Genomic DNA, 15,852 nt, shown 5'->3' with positions numbered 1-15,852 from the left:
GGGGACGACGATGGCCAATGCAGTATTCGACGGCGACCCGAAGTCGTTGCACAGCTTCGCCGAGTTCTACCCGTTCTACCTGAACGAACACAGCAACACCACCTGCCGCAAGCTGCACTTCATCGGCTCGACGCTGGCGCTGATCTGCCTGTGGTCGCTGATCTGGACGCGCGAGCCGCTGTTCTTCGTCGCCGCGCTGGTCTGCGGCTACGGATTCGCGTGGATCGGCCACTACGGTTTCGAGAAGAACAAGCCCGCCTCGTTCAAGCGCCCGCTCTGGAGCTTCATGGGCGACTGGCGCATGTACTTCGACATCTGGACCGGCAAGATCGCGATCTGATCGCGGCAGGCTTCAGAACTCGTCCAGCAGCGCCGGCAGCCCCGGCAGGAAGGCGTCGCGCGCGCGCACGCCCGCGGGGCTGTCGTGCGCCTCGGTGTCCTGGATCTGACGCACGAACACGAACGTGCGATCGCCTTTCGTGGCCCAGCCCACGAACCAGCCGTAGCCATGCGCATGGTCGCTGCGGCCATCGGCCAATACCGGAAAGCCGGCGCCGGTCTTGCCGTGGATCTCCCAGCCGCCGTGTTCGCCGGCCATCGCGGTGATGCGCGCCGTCATCTCGTAGGCGATGGTCCTGACCGGCAGTTCGCGCCGCACGACGCGTTCAAGGAAACCGAGCTCCTCGCGCGGCGACACCTGCAACGACGAGTCGATCCACGCCCACTTCAGGCCGTCGTGCTTCTTCGGGTCGCCCGAGACGTCCGCGTTGCCGATCCGGAACGCCGTCGCATATTGCTGGAAGCGCTGCGCGCCGAGCGCCGCCGTCACGCGCTGCGAGTACCAGACGACGGAGTCGCGGATCCACTTCTGCGGGTCGGTGTCGGCGCGCCAGGAGTCGCGCCAGTCCGGATCGCCGCTCCGGTACTTCAGGACGGGCTGGTGCTCCGACTTGAGGAAGCCCGAATCGAAGCCCATGAGGCTGATGGCGATCTTGAACGTCGACGCGGGCGTGATGCGCGCGTCGCATGTGCCTTCCTGCTTGGCGATCTGCTTTGTCGATGCGTCGGCGATCAGGGTGCAATCTGCTTGGGCGGCGGTGGACAGGAGCGTCGTGACGGCGATGGCCGCGAGGATGTGATGTCTGGACTGTTTGGGCATGGGCGGCCACGTTATCACCTGGTGTGCGGTGCGTCGTTGCCTGCGGCGCTGGGGCGGCTTTGCTTCGCAAAGTCGCTTTGGTCTTTCTGGCCACGACCGCGCGGGCCGGGCTGGCTGGGAGTCCTGTCCCGCTCACGCCTCGCGACGGCACGCGTCGGCCTGCGGCCTCCCCGCACCTGCTCCGAGATCGCGGGACAGGACTCCCCGCCATCCCGGCTGCACCGCCGTGGCTTGTTGGGTTTAAGGATTGAAGTGCGATCGCGCAGGCGATCGAGTCGCACATTCACGTGACGTTGCTCGATCGCGAGAACGCGTCGATCTGCCCCTTTCCGTGGCCTGCGGCGCTCAACCAACCGCTGCCGGCGACTCAAGATGTCGTCATGCGACCTCAGACCAGTCGCGGGGAGGCCGCTCCGCACGAATGGCCGAAGCAACACACCACTTCCCGTCGCCGATCGACGGTGAATGCGGGTCACTTTCACCGTCGATCGGCGACGGGTCGCGACACCCACAGGTGGTAGTTCGTGCGGAGCGGCCTCTCCGCGATTGGTCTGAGGTCTCGCGACGGACTGTGCGGCTGCGCAACCGAATGGCTAACCCCGCAGGGCAAGCAGGCACGCTACAGAGGCGCGAAGCGCGATCCCTCCGCAATGTCGTGAACGGAATGTCCCGATCGCCTCCGCGATCGCACTTCAATCCTTGAACCAACAAAAGACACGGCGGTGCAGCCGGGGCGGCGGGGAGTCCTGCTCCGCGATCTCGGAGCAGGTACGCGGAGGCCGCAGGCCGACGCGTGCCGTCGCGAGGCGTGAGCGGAGCAGGACTCCCCGCCGCTCCGGCCCGCGCGGTCGTGGCCAACAACCAACAACGCGACTTTGCGAAGCAAAGCCGCCCCAGCGCCGCAGGCATTCACACCTGCGAACCGAGAACCAACGCAGCGCTCAGGCCGTCGCCTTGGCCTTCACGATCGGCGCCAGCTGCGTCAGCATCTCGTCGACCATCTCCTCGAGCCCGAACCTGGCCTTCCAGCCCCAGTCCTTGGCGGCCTCGCTGTCGTCGATCGAGCGCGGCCAGTTGGCGGCGATGGCCTGGCGGAAGTCGGGCACGCAGTCCATCGTGAAGCCGGGGATGCGCTTCGCGATGGCGTCGGCGATCTGGCGGGGCGTGAAGCTGATGGCCGACAGGTTGTAGCTGCCGCGCTGGCGGATCGAGCCGGCCGGCGCTTCCATCAGCTCGATGGTGGCGCGCAGCGCGTCGTCCATCAGCATCATCGGCAGCGCCTGGTCTTCGTTCAGGAAGCAGGTGTAGCGGCCGTCGCGCAGCGCGGCGTGGAAGATCTCGACCGCGTAATCGGTGGTGCCGCCGCCCGGAGGCGTCTTCCAGCTGATCAGCCCCGGATAGCGCAGGCCGCGCACGTCGACACCGTGGTTCTTGTGATACCACGCGCACCAGCGCTCGCCCGCGAGCTTGCTGATGCCGTAGATCGTCGTCGGATCCATGATGGTGTCCTGCGGCGTGTTGTCCGCGGGCGTCGTCGGGCCGAAGGCCGCAATCGAGCTGGGCCAGAACACCTTGTCGAGCTTGTGCGTGCGCGCCAGTTCGAGCACGTTGAGCAGGCCCACCATGTTGAGGTTCCACGCCCACTGCGGATGCTTCTCGCCGTTGGCCGACAGCGCCGCCGCGAGCAGGTAGATCTGCGTGATGTGGTGGCGCTCGACGACCGCCGCGAGGCCCGACGCATCGGTGACGTCCAGCTGCTCGTGCGGCAGCCCCGGGTTGCGGCCGGTCGGCGCGACGTCGCTGGTGACGACCTGCGCCACGCCCGGGCGCTTCGACAACGCGAGCGCCAGTTCCGAGCCGATCTGTCCGTTGGCGCCGATGATGAGGATGCGCGCGCCGCTCACTTCGAGGCTCCGATCAGGCCCAGTTCCTTGCCGGCTTGCGTGAAGACCTCGACCGCCTTCTCCAGGTGATGCCTGTCATGCACCGCGCTCATCTGCACGCGGATGCGCGCCTGGCCCTTGGGCACGACGGGGAAGAAGAAGCCGACCGCATACAGCCCGAGCTCGAGGATGCGCTGCGACAGCTGCTGCGCCTTGACGGCGTCGCCGATCATGATGGGCACGATCGGATGCTCGCCCGGCTTGATCTCGAAGCCCGCCTCGGTGATGGCCTTGCGGAACCACGCGGTGTTGTCGGCCAGCTTGTCGCGCAGCTCGGTCGAGCCTTCGAGCAGGTCCAGCACCTTCAGCGAGGCGCCGACGATGGCCGGCATCACCGTGTTGGAGAACAGGTACGGACGCGAGCGCTGGCGCAGCAGCTCGATCACTTCCTTCTTGCCGGTGGTGAAGCCGCCCGACGCGCCGCCCAGCGCCTTGCCCAGCGTGCCCGTGATGATGTCGATCTTGCCGAAGACGCCGCGATGCTCGTGCGTGCCGCGGCCGCGCGCGCCCAGGAAGCCGGTGGCGTGGCACTCGTCGATGCCCAGCAGCGCGCCGTACTGGTCGCAGATCGCGCGGATCTTGTCCAGCTGCGCGATCGTGCCGTCCATCGAGAACGCGCCGTCGGTGAAGACGAGCTTGAAGCGCGCGCCGGCGGCGTCGGCGGCCTTGAGCTGCGCCTCGAGGTCGGCCATGTCGTTGTGCGCATAGCGGAAGCGCTTGGCCTTGCACAGGCGGATGCCGTCGATGATGGACGCGTGGTTCAGCGCGTCGCTGATGATGGCGTCCTCCTCGCCGAGCAGCGGCTCGAACAGGCCGCCGTTGGCGTCGAAGGCGGCGGCGTAGAGGATGGTGTCCTCGGTGCCCAGGAAGCGCGCCAGGCGCTGCTCCAGCTCCTTGTGGATGTCCTGCGTGCCGCAGATGAAGCGCACCGAGCTCATGCCGTAGCCATGCGTGCGCAGCGCCTCGTGCGCCGCCTCGATGACCTGCGGATGCGACGACAGCCCGAGGTAGTTGTTCGCGCACAGGTTGATCAGCTCGCGGCCGTCGGCCAGCTTGACCAGCGCGCCCTGCGGCGTGGCGATGATGCGCTCGCTCTTGAAGAGCCCCGCGGCGCGGATGCCGTCCAGTTCGGCCTGGATGTGTTGGTTGAATGCGGCGACGCTGGTCATGAGCTTTGTCCTTCAGGCACAATCTTGTTCAATGCGAATTGCATTGTTCGATATATCGAACAGGCGTGCAGTATCGGAAACAACGGCGCTTTCGTCAAGCGACCGGGCATCGAACTTCGAGAAAACGATCATGACCCGCAACCTGTCCGTCGAGCCCCCCCGCGTGGGCAATACCCTGGCGGAACTGCGTCAATTGCGGGCGCTGTCGCTGGACGAGCTGTCGCGGCTGGCGGGGGTGTCGAAGTCGATGCTGTCGCAGATCGAGCGCAACCAGGCCAACCCGACCGTGGCCGTCGTCTGGCGCCTGGCCAACGCGCTGGGCGTGCCGCTGGGCCAGCTGCTCGATGGCGAGCGCCCCGCCCTGCCCGCGATCACCACCGTCGCCGGCCACGCCACGCCGTCGCTGCGCAGCCCGGACGGCAAGTGCGAGCTGCGCATCCTCGGGCCCATCGAGTTGGCCGGCCAGTTCGAGTGGTACGAGCTGACGGTGCAGCCCGGCGGCCGGCTCGAATCCGAGGCGCACGAGCCGGGTTCGCGCGAGCACCTGACCGTGCTGGGCGAAGGCTCGCTCGAAGTGCGCTCGGGAACGGATGTGTCGACGCTGCAGGCCAACGAGACGGCGCGCTACGTCGTCGACGTGCCGCACTCGATCTCTAACCCGACCTCGGCGCTCGTGCGCGCGCTGATGGTGGTGGTGCACGCGAGCTGAGCGCTCGCGCGCCGCTCATTCAGGCTGGCAAAGGCGCGGGGCGCACACCGGGTCCAGCGCGACGTCGACGATGCCCTTGCGGCTCGCATAGGCCGCGATCTGCTCGCGCACGTCGGGCGGCACGCTCACCGGCACGTTGCTCGACTGCGCCCATGGCGCCATGCTCGCGCCGACCGCCACGAAGCGCAGGCAGAGGTCGCCGCCATGGGCCAGGTCGATGTCGCGGTAGCGGGCCGGGATCAGCACGGCGTAGACGAAGCGGCGGCTGGCCTCGTCGCGCTCCAGCGGCAGCGGGTCGCGCCACGCCCCCACGGGCTGGCCGCCGTCGCACAGCGTCGCCTGCACCTCCGGATACGAGCTCTCGTTTCGTGCCAGCCGGAACATGTCGCGGTGCATCTCGACGCGCACGATCGCGTAGCCGGTGATGTTCAGCGCCGCACCGCCGCCGGAGACCTTCTCGCGATGATCGACGAAGCGCACGTCCACCAGCCGCACGTGCCAGCGCGCGCGCCCGAGCGCGACGGTCAGCGCCGCCACGACCGCGAGCAGGCCGACAGCGACCACCTTCCAGATGTGCACGCCGCCGGGCGGCGGGGGAAACGACGAGCTCGTGGGGATGGCAGGCTCCAGTCCGGTTCACGCTGCGGCTCAGGGCGGCAGCACCTCCGCCAATTGAATCGCATCGACGCCCAATTTGCCACGGGCCGACGCGAGCGCGGCGATTGGCGCGAGCAGCAGCACGTTGACCAGCGGCGCCAGCGCGGTGCGCGCAGGGTCGCACAGCAGCACGTAGCGCGGCTGGCCTTCCTCGTCGAGGCGGCCGACCCAGTCCAGCGTCATCAACGCCTCCAGCACGGATTCGATCTGCAGCGGGTCGAAGCGCAGGCTGTCGGCGAGGTCGACACCGCTGACGCCGTGCCCCCCGGCCTCGCGGCTGCGCTGCAGGCTGCGCACGATCTCGAGCGCCAGCGCGAAGCGCCCGCCCGGCACGCGGCCGTGCTGCACCAAGTTCAGCTTCAGGCTGGGCGCGTACGCCGCGATCACCGCGCCCAGCAGCACGATGACCCAGCCGAGGTAGATCCAAAGCAGGAAGATCGGCACCGTCGCGAACGCGCCGTAGATGCTCGAGTAGGACGTCATGTGCGTCAGGTACCAGCCCAGCGAGCGCCGCGCCACCTCGAAGCCGGTGGCGACGAACAGGCCACCCGCCACCGCATGTCGCCAGGCCACCGGCGCGTGCGGCACGTAGTGGTAGAGCGCGCTCATCGCCGTGGCCAGCACGCCGAACTCCGCGATCGACAGCGAGAAGCTCACGCCGCCCGACATCTGCTGCACCATGCCGCTCGACGCCGAGATCGCGTACGACATCAGCGTCAGGCTGGCGCCCAGGATCAGCGGCCCCAGCGTGACGGCCGACCAGTAGATCAGCACCCGCTGCGCGATCGGCCGCGGCTTCTTGACGCGCCAGATCGCGTTGAGCGTGCGGTCGATGGTCAGCATCAACGCCATCGCCGTGAAGCCCAGCGCGATCAGGCCGAAGGCGCCGAGGCGGCTGGCCTTGGTCGCGAACATCGTGAGCGTGCCCAGCACCGGCTTGGCGATGTTGGGCGGCACCAGCGTCTGCAGGAAATACTTCTCGAGGCCCGCCTGGAACGTGCCGAACATCGGGAACGCGGTGAAGACGGCCAGCATCACCGTCAGCAGCGGCACCAGCGAGATCAGCGTCGTGAACGTCAGGCTGCTGGCGGTCAGGCCCAGGCGGTCGTCGCGGAAGCGCGCGCGCAGCGTGCGCAGCGTCTCGAACCAGGGCCAGTTGCGCAGGGTCTGCATCGGGCCCGCGAGCATCGTGCCCAGGGGTGTCGTCAAGGTCTTGGAAACCGTCATGGCGACTATCATGCCAAACATGGTCGACGACTCCACGACAACCCCTGCCGCGCCCGATCGCGTGACGTCCGCGATACGCGTGGTCGCGGTCGCATCGGCGGTCGCCTTGATCGCGCTGAGCATCGCCTGGGAGCTCGTGTGGGCGCGCATCGGCCACGGCACGCTGGTGCTGAAGGCGCTGCCGCTGGTCTTCGCCCTGCCCGGCTTGCTGAAGCACCGCATGTACACGTACCGCTGGCTGAGCCTGGCGATCTGGTGCTATGTCGCCGAGGGCCTCGTGCGCATCACGGACCGCGCGCCGGCCAACTGGTGCGCCGGCGCGGAGGTGGCGCTGTCCATCGTGCTGTTCGTCGCCTGCGCGGCCCAGGTGCGCTGGCGCCACGCGGTGGCGAGGCGCCCGCAGTCGGCCGCCGACACGGGCGCCGCGCATTGAGATGAGCTCGCTGCTGGACGACCTGCGCGCGATCGTGGGCGAGGCCCACGTGCTGACCGGCGACGGGGAGGCCCTCGTCGCCTGGGAACGCGACTGGCGCAAGCGCTACCGCGGCCGCGCGCTGTGCGTCGTGCTGCCAGGGACGGCGGACGAGGTCGCCGCCGTCGTGCGCCGCTGCGCGCGCGAGGACGGCGTCAGCATCGTCACGCAAGGCGGCAACACGGGTCTCGTCGGCGGCGGCGTGCCCGACGACTCGCGCACGCAGGTCGTGCTGTCCACGAAGCGGCTGCGCGCGATCCGCCGCGTCGACGCCGACAACCAGACGATCACCGTCGAGGCCGGGCTCGCGTTGCAGAAGGTGCAGGCCGCCGCCGCGGAGGCCGGCCTGCTGTTCCCGTTGAGCCTGGCCGCCGAAGGCACCTGCACGATCGGCGGCAACCTCGCGACCAACGCCGGCGGCACGCAGGTGCTGCGCTTCGGCAATGCGCGCGAGCTGTGCCTCGGGCTCGAGGTCGTGACCGCGCAGGGCGAGCTCTGGAGCAGCCTGCACGGCCTGCGCAAGGACAACACCGGCTACGACCTGCGCGACCTGTTCGTCGGCAGCGAGGGCACGCTCGGCATCATCACGGCCGCGACCCTGCGCCTGTTCCCGCAGCCGCGCGCCGGCGTCACCGCGTGGGCCACCTGCCGCACGCTCGCCGGCGCCGTGGCGCTGATGCGGCGGTTGCGCGACGCGTTCGACGCCGAGCTGGTGGGCTACGAGGCGATGAACGCCGCGTCGCTGGCCCTCGTCGAGCGCCACTTCTCCGCGCTGCGCGTGCCGTTGCCGCTGGCCGACGCGTCGGGGCAGCCGCTGTGGTCGGTGCTGATCGATCTCGCGTCGCCGCATGACGAGCACGTGCTGCGCGAACGCGCCGAGGCCACGCTGATGTCGGCGATCGAGGGCGGCGAGGCGGTCGACATCGCCGTCACCCGCAACGAGCTGCAGGCGCGCACGCTGTGGCAGCTGCGCGAGGCGATTCCGCTGGCGCAAGGCGTCGAGGGCCTCAACATCAAGCACGACGTCGCGGTGCCGCTGTCGTCGCTGGCCGGGTTCGTGGCCGCCGCCGACGCCGCGCTCGAGGCCGTGGTGCCCGGCGCGCGCCACGTCACCTTCGGCCACCTCGGCGACGGCAACCTGCACTACAACCTCCAGGCGGCCGAGGGCAACGAGGCCGCCAGCTTCCTCGCCAGCCACGAGGACGCCGCCAACGCCTGCGTCTACGACGTCGTCGCCCGCTTCGGTGGCACGTTCTCGGCCGAACACGGCATCGGGCGGCTCAGGCGGCCGGAAATGGCGGCGCGCAAGCCCGCGCCGGCGCTGGCGATGATGCGCGCCGTCAAGTCGGCTCTCGACCCGCGCGGGCTGCTCAATCCGGGCGTGCTGCTGCCCGATTGAGGCCTCTTGCATAGACAGGCACGGGTAACCGCGCAGCGGGGAAACCTGTAGCACAAGGCCCGCGCGCTTTCACGGCGGCGTCATGCAAATCGTGCATGGGCGTCGATCCACTCGGCATTGGATCGTGGCTGGCGCTGCCTCTACAGTGCTGCCACAACTAGCGCGCCGTCCAGCTCATCGAGTCCGGAATGGCGACGCACCGGAGACAAGTCACACATGCATCCCTGCCGAGAATACTGGGGCCAGGACGTCGCCTACGGCTCGCTCGTCACCCGCGAGAATCCGCGCCGCGGCGAGCGTGCCGGCGCGCTGACCGAAGTCTGGATCCTCGACCTGCGCGGCGCCGCCCGCGCCGCGCCGCATGCCGACCTGGCCGGCGTGCTGCGCCGCATCGGCGGCCTGGACAGCGGCGAGGAAGCGCTGCGGCAGTCCGCCGCGCACCTGAAGGCCTTCCTGGCGACGGAGCCGGCACCCGCGCCCGTGCCGACCAACCTCTCGCGCGCCTACGGCGACCACGCCGACACCGACCAGAACATCCTGGGCATCGCGACCCTGCATCGCACGCGCATGCTGCCCCCCGGCTCGTTCGCCGCCGCCGCCGGCGTGCCGAGCCAGGCCGCGCGCGAGGAGTCCTCGGCGCTGCTGTGCGCGGAGTTCATGCGCCATCTGGGCGAGCTGGGTGCCGACGACGACGTCTCGCGCATCGACTGGGTGATGGTGCGCGCGGCCGACAAGACCGACGGCGCGCGTTCGCACCTCGGGGCGACGCGCGTCGCGCGCGTGGCGCTGAAGCCCTTCGCGCCCGGCGACGAGTCGCGCGACGCTACTGAAGCGGCGTCTTCGGTGGAAGGCCGCCCGGCATCGTGAAGACCTCGATGCCCTCGTCGGCGAGCGCCTCGCGCTCCTCCTTCGTGGCCTGGCCGCGGATCGCCCTGGAATCGCTCTCGCCGTAGTGGATGCGGCGCGCCTCCTCCGCGAAGCGCGGCCCGACGTCCTGCGTGTTGCGCAGGAATTCGGCGACGGCCTCGACGAAGCGCGCCGTGGCGGCGTTGCTGCTGACGGCAAGTTCCGTGGACGTCGCGGGCGCGGCCGCGGGCGCCGGCGCAGCGGCCTCGGGCGCACGCGCGCCCGACAGGTTCAGCCGCGGCGCACTCGGCAGGCGCATCACGTCGGCGTTGCCGCAGACCGGGCAATCGAGCAGGCCGCGTTCGCGCTGCGAGCCGTAGTCGTCCTCGGACGCGAACCAGCCCTCGAAGCCGTGTCCGGCACCGCAGCGCAGATCGAGCACCTTCATCGCGCGGCCCTCACTCCGAGGGCTGCCACGTGGGCGTCCACGCGCCGCTGCGCCACAGCTGCAGCTTGAGCAGCGCGACCATCGTCTTGGCGTCGGTCAGCTCGCCGCTGGCGGCCATCGCGAACAGAGTGGCCTCGGGCATGGTCAGCACGTCGAGGAACTCGCCGTCGTCCAGTTGCTGCGCGCCGGCGACGAGGCCGCGCGCGAACCAGATGTCGATGAACTCGTTCGAATACGCGGGCGCGTTGTGCAGGCAGCCGGCGTAGGCCCACTCGCGCGCGGCGTAGCCGGTCTCCTCGCGCAGCTCGCGCTGCGCGCAATGCAGCGTGGTCTCCTGCGGATCGAGCTTGCCGGCCGGCAGCTCCAGCAGCACGCGATCCAGCGGGTAGCGGTGCTGGCGTTCGACGACCAGCTGGCCGTCGTCGGTCATCGGCACGATCATCACCGCGCCCGGATGCACCACGTGCTCGCGCCGGGCCGTCTTGCCGCTGGGCAGCCGGATCTCGTCGCGGCGCACCTGGAGGAAGTGGCCTTCGTAGACGAGCTCCGAGCGGATGCGGCGTTCGACGAGGTGCTCGTCGACGCCCTCCATCGCGCGGACCGCAGAGCCCCCGGCGACGATGGGCTCCACGTTCTTGTCGGTCACGCGATTGATCCTGCGATCAGGTCGAGATGGCCTTGATGACCGCCTCGCGGCAGGCCGTCATCAGCCCGTCCGGCAACAGGCCGAAGCCGAGCGCGGCCAGGCCGTTGAGCGCCAGCAGCACGGTGGCGCCGACTTCGCCGCGGATCGGCGTGGTGTCGGCCGGCTCGTCGAAGAACATCGTCTTGACGATGCGCAGGTAGTAGTACGCGCCGACCAGCGACAGCAGCACCGCGACCACCGCGAGGATGATGTAGCCCTTGACGCCGGTGCTCACCAGCGCCTGCAGCACGGCGAACTTCGCGTAGAAGCCGACCAGCGGCGGGATGCCGGCCAGCGAGAACATGAACAGCGCCATGACGCCCGCGATCCACGGCGAGCGCTTGCCCAGGCCGGCGAGGTCGGAGATCTCCTCGCTTTCGAAGCCGTGGCGCGACAGCACCATGATCAGGCCGAAGGTGCCCAGCGTCGTCAGCACGTAGGTGACGATGTAGAACAGCGCCGAGCTGTAGCCGTTGGCGGCCGCGGCCGTGCCCATGTTGACGACCGTGGGCGTGAAGCCCAGCAGCATGAAGCCCAGCTGCGCGATGGCCGAATAGGCCAGCAGGCGCTTCAGGTTGCTCTGCGCGATGGCCGCCAGGTTGCCCAGCGTCATCGACACCACCGACAGCACGATCAGCATCTGCTGCCAGTCCGTCGCGAGGCCCGACAGGCCCTCGACCAGGATGCGGAAGGTGATGCCGAACGCGGCCAGCTTCGGTGCGCCGGAGATCAGCAGCGTGACGGCGGTGGGCGCGCCCTGGTAGACGTCGGGCACCCACATGTGGAACGGCGCGAGGCCCAGCTTGAAGCCGAGGCCGGCGACGATGAACACGAGGCCGAAGGTCAGCACCTGCGGATTGACCGTGCCCTTGTGGATCGCTTCGAAGACGGTCGGGATGTCGAGCGTGCCCGTGGCGCCGTACATCATCGACAGGCCGTACAGCAGGAAGCCCGAGGCCAGCGCGCCGAGGATGAAGTACTTCATCGCGGCTTCGGTCGACACGGCATGGTCGCGGCGCAGCGCGGTGAGCGCGTACAGCGACAGGCTCATCAGCTCGAGGCCGACGTAGACGACCAGGAAGTTGTTGGCCGACACCATCACCGAGATGCCCAGCAGCGAGAACATCGCCAGCGACAGGAACTCGCCCTTGAGAAGGTCACGCGAGGCCAGGTACGGACGCGAGAAGCCCAGCGTGATCATCGTGGCCAGCGTGCCGGCCAGCGCCAGCAGGTGGCCCAGCGGGTCGATCACGACCATGCGCTGCATGGCGTAGACGGTCTGCGCGCGCTGGAGTTCGTCCAGGTGCATCAGGGCGAGGACGCCCAGCGAGACCTGCGCGACGATGTAGGTGGTCTTCTGGCGCGACTCCGAGCCCCCGACGCCGAGCAGCGTCACGATGGACGTCATCAGCAGCAGGAATATCTCGGGGTAGATCGGCAACGAGGTGAAATGGCTCATGAGAATCTTTCCGCGGCGCTCAGATCAGCTTGGGCTGGGCGACGTGCTTCAGCAGTGCATCCACCGAGACTTGCATGACGTCGGTGAAGGGCTTCGGATACAGGCCCATCGCCAGGACGGCGACGGCCAGCACCGCGAGCATGAAGAATTCGCGGGGGTTGATGTCCTTCAGGCGGCTGACGCTGCCCTTGGTGACGGGGCCGAAGTAGACGCGCTTGACCATCCACAGCGTGTACGCGGCGCCGAAGATCAGCGCGGTGGCGGCCAGCGCGGCGATCCAGAAGTTGTAGCCGGTGGACGCGATGATGACCATCCACTCGCCGACGAACCCGGCGGTGCCCGGCAGGCCGCAGTTGGCCATCGCGAACAGCACCGCGAAGGCCGCGAACATCGGCATCGTGTTGGCCACGCCGCCATAGGCTGCGATGTCGCGCGAGTGGACGCGGTCGTACAGCACGCCGATGCCCAGGAACATCGCGGCCGAGACGAAGCCGTGCGAGATCATCTGGATGATGGCGCCCTGCATGCCCAGCGAGTTGAAGATGAAGAAGCCCAGCGTGCAGAAGCCCATGTGGGCGATCGACGAGTAGGCGACCAGCTTCTTCATGTCGGTCTGCACCATCGCGACCAGGCCGATGTAGACCACGGCGACGATGGACATCGCGATGATCAGCCAGGCCCAGTGGTGGCTGGCGTCCGGCGCGATCGGCAGCGAGAAGCGCAGGAAGCCGTAGGCGCCCAGCTTCAGCATGATCGCGGCCAGCACGGCGGAGCCGCCGGTGGGCGCCTCGACGTGGACGTCCGGCAGCCACGTGTGCACCGGCCACATCGGCACCTTGACCGCGAACGCGGCGAGGAACGCGAAGAACAGCGCCGTCTGCGCCGTCATCGACAGCGGCAGCTTCTGCCAGGCCAGGATGTCGAAGCTCGCGTTGGACTGGATGTACAGGTAGACGATGGCCACCAGCATCAGCAGCGAACCGAGCAGCGTGTACAGGAAGAACTTGAACGACGCGTAGATGCGGTTCGGGCCGCCCCAGACGCCGATGATGATGTACATCGGGATCAGCGTCGCTTCGAAGAACGTGTAGAACAGCAGGCCATCGACCGCCGCGAACACGCCCACCATCACGCCCGACAGGATCAGGAACGCGGCCATGTACTGGTTCACGCGTTCGGTGATGACCTCCCAGGCCGAGATGACGACGACCACGGTGATCAGCGCCGTCAGCAGCACGAACCACACGGAGATGCCGTCGACGGCCACGTGGTAGTGCGCGTTGAAGCGCTCGATCCACGTGAGGTCGGTCGAGAACTGCATGCCCGCCTGCGTCGTGTCGAAGCCCGTGATCAGCGGGATCGTGACCAGGAACGACGCGAGCGCGAAGACGAGCGACAACCAGCGCACGACACGCGCGTTGTCGTCGCGTCCCAGCGCCAGCAACACCACCCCCGCCAGGATCGGCAGCCAGATGGCCAGGTTCAGAAAAATCATTCTTGTTCTCCGCCGGCGTTGATCAGTGAGCGATGGTCTGGAAGTAAGGCCAGAGCTGCCAGGTCATCAAACCGAAGACACCCAGGATCATCACCAGTGCGTACCAATAGAGATGGCCGGTCTGCACCAGGCGCACGATGCCGGCGATCACGCCGACCAGGCGCGCCGAGCCGTTCACGAACAGGCCGTCGATCAGGCCCGCGTCGCCGCCCTTCCACAGGCCGCGGCCCAGCAGGCGGGCGCCGGCGGCCAGCACGTTCTCGTTGAACCAGTCGGCGTAGTACTTGTTCTCGAGCACCCGCTTGATCCACGCCATGAGCGGGTTCTTGCCGACGCTCACCGCCAGCGACGGCTTGACGATGTACATGATGTACGACAGCACGACGCCGAGGATCGCCAGGTACACGACCGGGTGCGCGAAGGCGGACAACGCCATCTCGGCCGGGCCGTGGAACTCCTTGGCGAGTTCTTCCATCGCCGGATGCTTCTCGCTGTTGAAGAAGATCGAGCTGCCGAAGAAGCTGCCGAACAGCATGGGCTTGATCGTCATGAAGCCGATGACGGCCGACGGGATCGCCAGCAGCACCAGCGGCAGCGTCACCACCCACGGCGACTCGTGCGGCTCGTGCGCGTGGCCGTGGTCGTCGTGACCATGGCCATGGTCGGCATGCGCGTGGTCGTCGTGCGCGTGCGCCGCGTGCGCGGGCGCTTGCCCGTGCGCATCGTGCGCGCCGTGACCGTGCGCGTCGTCTTCTTCCAGCTCGAGCTCGGGCTCGGCGTGCGCCATCGGGAACGGCGGATTGCGGAAGCGCTCCTCGCCGTGGAAGACCAGGAAGAACATGCGGAACGAGTAGAACGCCGTCACGAACACTCCCGCGGTCACCGAGAACTGCGCGAAGCCCGCGCCGTAGAGGTGGCTCGTGTAGGCCGCGTCGATGATCGAGTCCTTCGAGTAGAAGCCCGCAAAGAACGGCGTGCCGATCAGGGCCAGCGAGCCGATCAGTGACGTCCAGTACGTGATGGGCATGTACTTGCGCAGGCCGCCCATGTTGCGGATGTCCTGGTCGTGGTGCATGCCCATGATCGTGGAGCCGGCCGCGAGGAACAGCAGCGCCTTGAAGAACGCGTGCGTCATCAGGTGGAACACGGCCACCGGATAGGCCGACAGGCCCAGCGCCACGGTCATGTAGCCCAGCTGCGACAGCGTGGAGTACGCGACGACGCGCTTGATGTCGTTCTGGATGATGCCCAGGAAGCCCATGAACAGCGCGGTGATCGAGCCGATGATCAGCACCACGCTCAGCGCGGTGTCGGACAGCTCGAACAGCGGCGACATGCGCGTGACCATGAAGATGCCGGCCGTCACCATCGTCGCGGCGTGGATCAGCGCGGAGATCGGCGTCGGGCCTTCCATCGAGTCGGGCAGCCAGACGTGCAGCGGGAACTGCGCCGACTTGCCCATCGCGCCGATGAACAGGCAGATGCAGGTGACCGTGATCAGCATCCAGTCGGTGCCCATGCCGAAGGCCTGCGAGGCCAGGCCGCCGGCCTTGGTGAAGGCGTCGAAGGCCTCGCCGTAGTTCAGCGTGTGAGCGTAGGTGGCGATCAGGCCGATGCCCAGGATGAAGCCGAAGTCGCCGACGCGGTTGACCAGGAAGGCCTTCAGGTTGGCGAACACCGCGCTCGGCTTCTTGAACCAGAAGCCGATCAGCAGGTACGAGACGAGGCCCACCGCTTCCCAGCCGAAGAACAACTGCAGGAAGTTGTTGCTCATCACGAGCATCAGCATCGAGAACGTGAACAGCGAGATGTACGAGAAGAAGCGCTGGTAGCCCGGATCCTCTTCCATGTAGCCGATGGTGTAGATGTGCACCATCAGCGACACGAAGGTCACCACGCACATCATCATCGCGGTCAGGCCGTCGATCAGGAAGCCGACTTCCATCTTCAGGCCGCCGGCGTTCATCCACTCGTAGACAGTGCCGGAGAAATGGAAGCCGTCGTTGACGACGGCGTTGAGCGTCATCGCGGAGATGACGAAGGAGATGAAGACGCCCAGGATCGTGATGCGGTGCGCATTCGCACGGCCGATCTGCTTGCCGAACAGGCCGGCGACGATCGCGCCGACCAGCGGCGCGACCGGCACGAGGACGAGTTCGGTGAGGGAGATGTTGGCAGACATGT

At 68.2% G+C, this 15,852-nt stretch carries 15 protein-coding genes; 5 read left to right on the top strand and 10 right to left on the bottom strand.

Annotated features, from left to right (window positions below; all coding sequences use genetic code 11):
* Positions 1-10: 10 nt before the first annotated feature.
* Complete coding sequence (locus LPC04_RS09655) at positions 11-340, top strand: Mpo1-like protein (RefSeq protein WP_275682009.1); 330 nt, start codon at positions 11-13, stop codon at positions 338-340.
* A 12-nt stretch (positions 341-352) separates the two neighbouring features.
* On the opposite strand, the gene blaOXA is transcribed toward LPC04_RS09655, so the two are convergent.
* The 3 genes from blaOXA to kbl form a co-directional block, all read right to left on the bottom strand.
* On the bottom strand, positions 353-1,159 hold the full coding sequence (gene blaOXA / locus LPC04_RS09650) for a class D beta-lactamase (protein ID WP_275682008.1): 807 nt from the start codon (positions 1,157-1,159) through the stop codon (positions 353-355).
* A gap of 941 nt (positions 1,160-2,100) precedes the next feature.
* On the bottom strand, positions 2,101-3,063 hold the full coding sequence (locus LPC04_RS09645; protein WP_275682007.1) for an NAD-dependent epimerase/dehydratase family protein: 963 nt from the start codon (positions 3,061-3,063) through the stop codon (positions 2,101-2,103).
* Positions 3,060-4,271 carry a glycine C-acetyltransferase gene (kbl, locus tag LPC04_RS09640; RefSeq protein ID WP_275682006.1) on the bottom strand — a complete coding sequence of 404 codons (1,212 nt, stop codon included), beginning with the start codon at positions 4,269-4,271 and terminating at the stop codon, positions 3,060-3,062. The genes LPC04_RS09645 and kbl overlap by 4 nt, the downstream gene beginning before the upstream one ends.
* Positions 4,272-4,401: 130 nt before the next feature.
* On the opposite strand from kbl, the gene LPC04_RS09635 reads away from it, so the two are divergent.
* Complete coding sequence (locus LPC04_RS09635) at positions 4,402-4,980, top strand: helix-turn-helix domain-containing protein (protein ID WP_275682005.1); 579 nt, start codon at positions 4,402-4,404, stop codon at positions 4,978-4,980.
* A 15-nt stretch (positions 4,981-4,995) separates the two neighbouring features.
* Here LPC04_RS09635 and LPC04_RS09630 read toward each other — a convergent pair whose 3' ends face one another.
* Entirely contained in the window at positions 4,996-5,559 is a 564-nt protein-coding gene (locus LPC04_RS09630) for a hypothetical protein (RefSeq protein ID WP_275682004.1), read from the bottom strand.
* 69 nt (positions 5,560-5,628) lie between these two features.
* On the bottom strand, positions 5,629-6,864 hold the full coding sequence (locus LPC04_RS09625; RefSeq protein WP_275682003.1) for a YihY family inner membrane protein: 1,236 nt from the start codon (positions 6,862-6,864) through the stop codon (positions 5,629-5,631).
* 19 nt (positions 6,865-6,883) lie between these two features.
* On the opposite strand from LPC04_RS09625, the gene LPC04_RS09620 reads away from it, so the two are divergent.
* From LPC04_RS09620 to LPC04_RS09610, 3 genes are all read left to right on the top strand, one after another.
* Positions 6,884-7,297: a DUF2069 domain-containing protein gene (locus LPC04_RS09620; protein WP_275682002.1), complete on the top strand. Its 414-nt coding sequence runs from the start codon at positions 6,884-6,886 to the stop codon at positions 7,295-7,297.
* 1 nt (position 7,298) lies between these two features.
* Positions 7,299-8,735: an FAD-binding oxidoreductase gene (locus tag LPC04_RS09615; RefSeq protein WP_275682001.1), complete on the top strand. Its 1,437-nt coding sequence runs from the start codon at positions 7,299-7,301 to the stop codon at positions 8,733-8,735.
* A 216-nt stretch (positions 8,736-8,951) separates the two neighbouring features.
* Entirely contained in the window at positions 8,952-9,602 is a 651-nt protein-coding gene (locus tag LPC04_RS09610; protein ID WP_275682000.1) for a hypothetical protein, read from the top strand.
* Here LPC04_RS09610 and LPC04_RS09605 read toward each other — a convergent pair.
* Genes LPC04_RS09605 through nuoL form a run of 5 tightly spaced genes read right to left on the bottom strand, consistent with a single transcriptional unit; the run spans position 9,559 to position 15,850 of the window.
* A complete protein-coding gene (locus tag LPC04_RS09605) occupies positions 9,559-10,029 on the bottom strand; it encodes a DUF1178 family protein (protein ID WP_275681999.1) in 471 nt (156 codons plus the stop codon). The two genes, LPC04_RS09610 and LPC04_RS09605, sit on opposite strands and share 44 nt — an antisense overlap.
* A gap of 10 nt (positions 10,030-10,039) precedes the next feature.
* Entirely contained in the window at positions 10,040-10,675 is a 636-nt protein-coding gene (locus tag LPC04_RS09600; protein WP_338055431.1) for an NUDIX domain-containing protein, read from the bottom strand.
* A gap of 16 nt (positions 10,676-10,691) precedes the next feature.
* Positions 10,692-12,173, bottom strand: coding sequence for an NADH-quinone oxidoreductase subunit NuoN (gene nuoN / locus LPC04_RS09595; protein WP_275681998.1), 1,482 nt, complete (start codon positions 12,171-12,173; stop codon positions 10,692-10,694).
* A gap of 19 nt (positions 12,174-12,192) precedes the next feature.
* Positions 12,193-13,668 carry an NADH-quinone oxidoreductase subunit M gene (locus tag LPC04_RS09590; RefSeq protein WP_275681997.1) on the bottom strand — a complete coding sequence of 492 codons (1,476 nt, stop codon included), beginning with the start codon at positions 13,666-13,668 and terminating at the stop codon, positions 12,193-12,195.
* A gap of 22 nt (positions 13,669-13,690) precedes the next feature.
* Positions 13,691-15,850, bottom strand: a complete 2,160-nt coding sequence (gene nuoL, locus LPC04_RS09585) for an NADH-quinone oxidoreductase subunit L (RefSeq protein ID WP_275681996.1) — start codon at positions 15,848-15,850, stop codon at positions 13,691-13,693.
* Positions 15,851-15,852: the final 2 nt, after the last annotated feature.

Source organism: Scleromatobacter humisilvae, assembly GCF_023231945.1.
GTDB lineage: Bacteria > Pseudomonadota > Gammaproteobacteria > Burkholderiales > Burkholderiaceae_C > Scleromatobacter > Scleromatobacter humisilvae.
Note: the sequence above shows the minus strand (reverse complement) of the source record. Positions and strands in the feature narration are given on the sequence as shown.

Bases quoted from the DNA above. Each gene is read 5' to 3' on its own strand.
- nuoN (WP_275681998.1), bottom strand. From the start codon at position 12,173: ATGAGCCATTTCACCTCGTTGCCGATCTACCCCGAGATATTCCTGCTG.
- LPC04_RS09590 (WP_275681997.1), bottom strand. From the start codon at position 13,668: ATGATTTTTCTGAACCTGGCCATCTGGCTGCCGATCCTGGCGGGGGTG.
- LPC04_RS09615 (WP_275682001.1), top strand. From the start codon at position 7,299: ATGAGCTCGCTGCTGGACGACCTGCGCGCGATCGTGGGCGAGGCCCAC.
- LPC04_RS09655 (WP_275682009.1), top strand. From the start codon at position 11: ATGGCCAATGCAGTATTCGACGGCGACCCGAAGTCGTTGCACAGCTTC.
- LPC04_RS09620 (WP_275682002.1), top strand. From the start codon at position 6,884: ATGGTCGACGACTCCACGACAACCCCTGCCGCGCCCGATCGCGTGACG.
- nuoL (WP_275681996.1), bottom strand. From the start codon at position 15,850: ATGTCTGCCAACATCTCCCTCACCGAACTCGTCCTCGTGCCGGTCGCG.
- kbl (WP_275682006.1), bottom strand. From the start codon at position 4,271: ATGACCAGCGTCGCCGCATTCAACCAACACATCCAGGCCGAACTGGAC.
- LPC04_RS09625 (WP_275682003.1), bottom strand. From the start codon at position 6,864: ATGACGGTTTCCAAGACCTTGACGACACCCCTGGGCACGATGCTCGCG.
- blaOXA (WP_275682008.1), bottom strand. From the start codon at position 1,159: ATGCCCAAACAGTCCAGACATCACATCCTCGCGGCCATCGCCGTCACG.
- LPC04_RS09610 (WP_275682000.1), top strand. From the start codon at position 8,952: ATGCATCCCTGCCGAGAATACTGGGGCCAGGACGTCGCCTACGGCTCG.
- LPC04_RS09635 (WP_275682005.1), top strand. From the start codon at position 4,402: ATGACCCGCAACCTGTCCGTCGAGCCCCCCCGCGTGGGCAATACCCTG.
- LPC04_RS09605 (WP_275681999.1), bottom strand. From the start codon at position 10,029: ATGAAGGTGCTCGATCTGCGCTGCGGTGCCGGACACGGCTTCGAGGGC.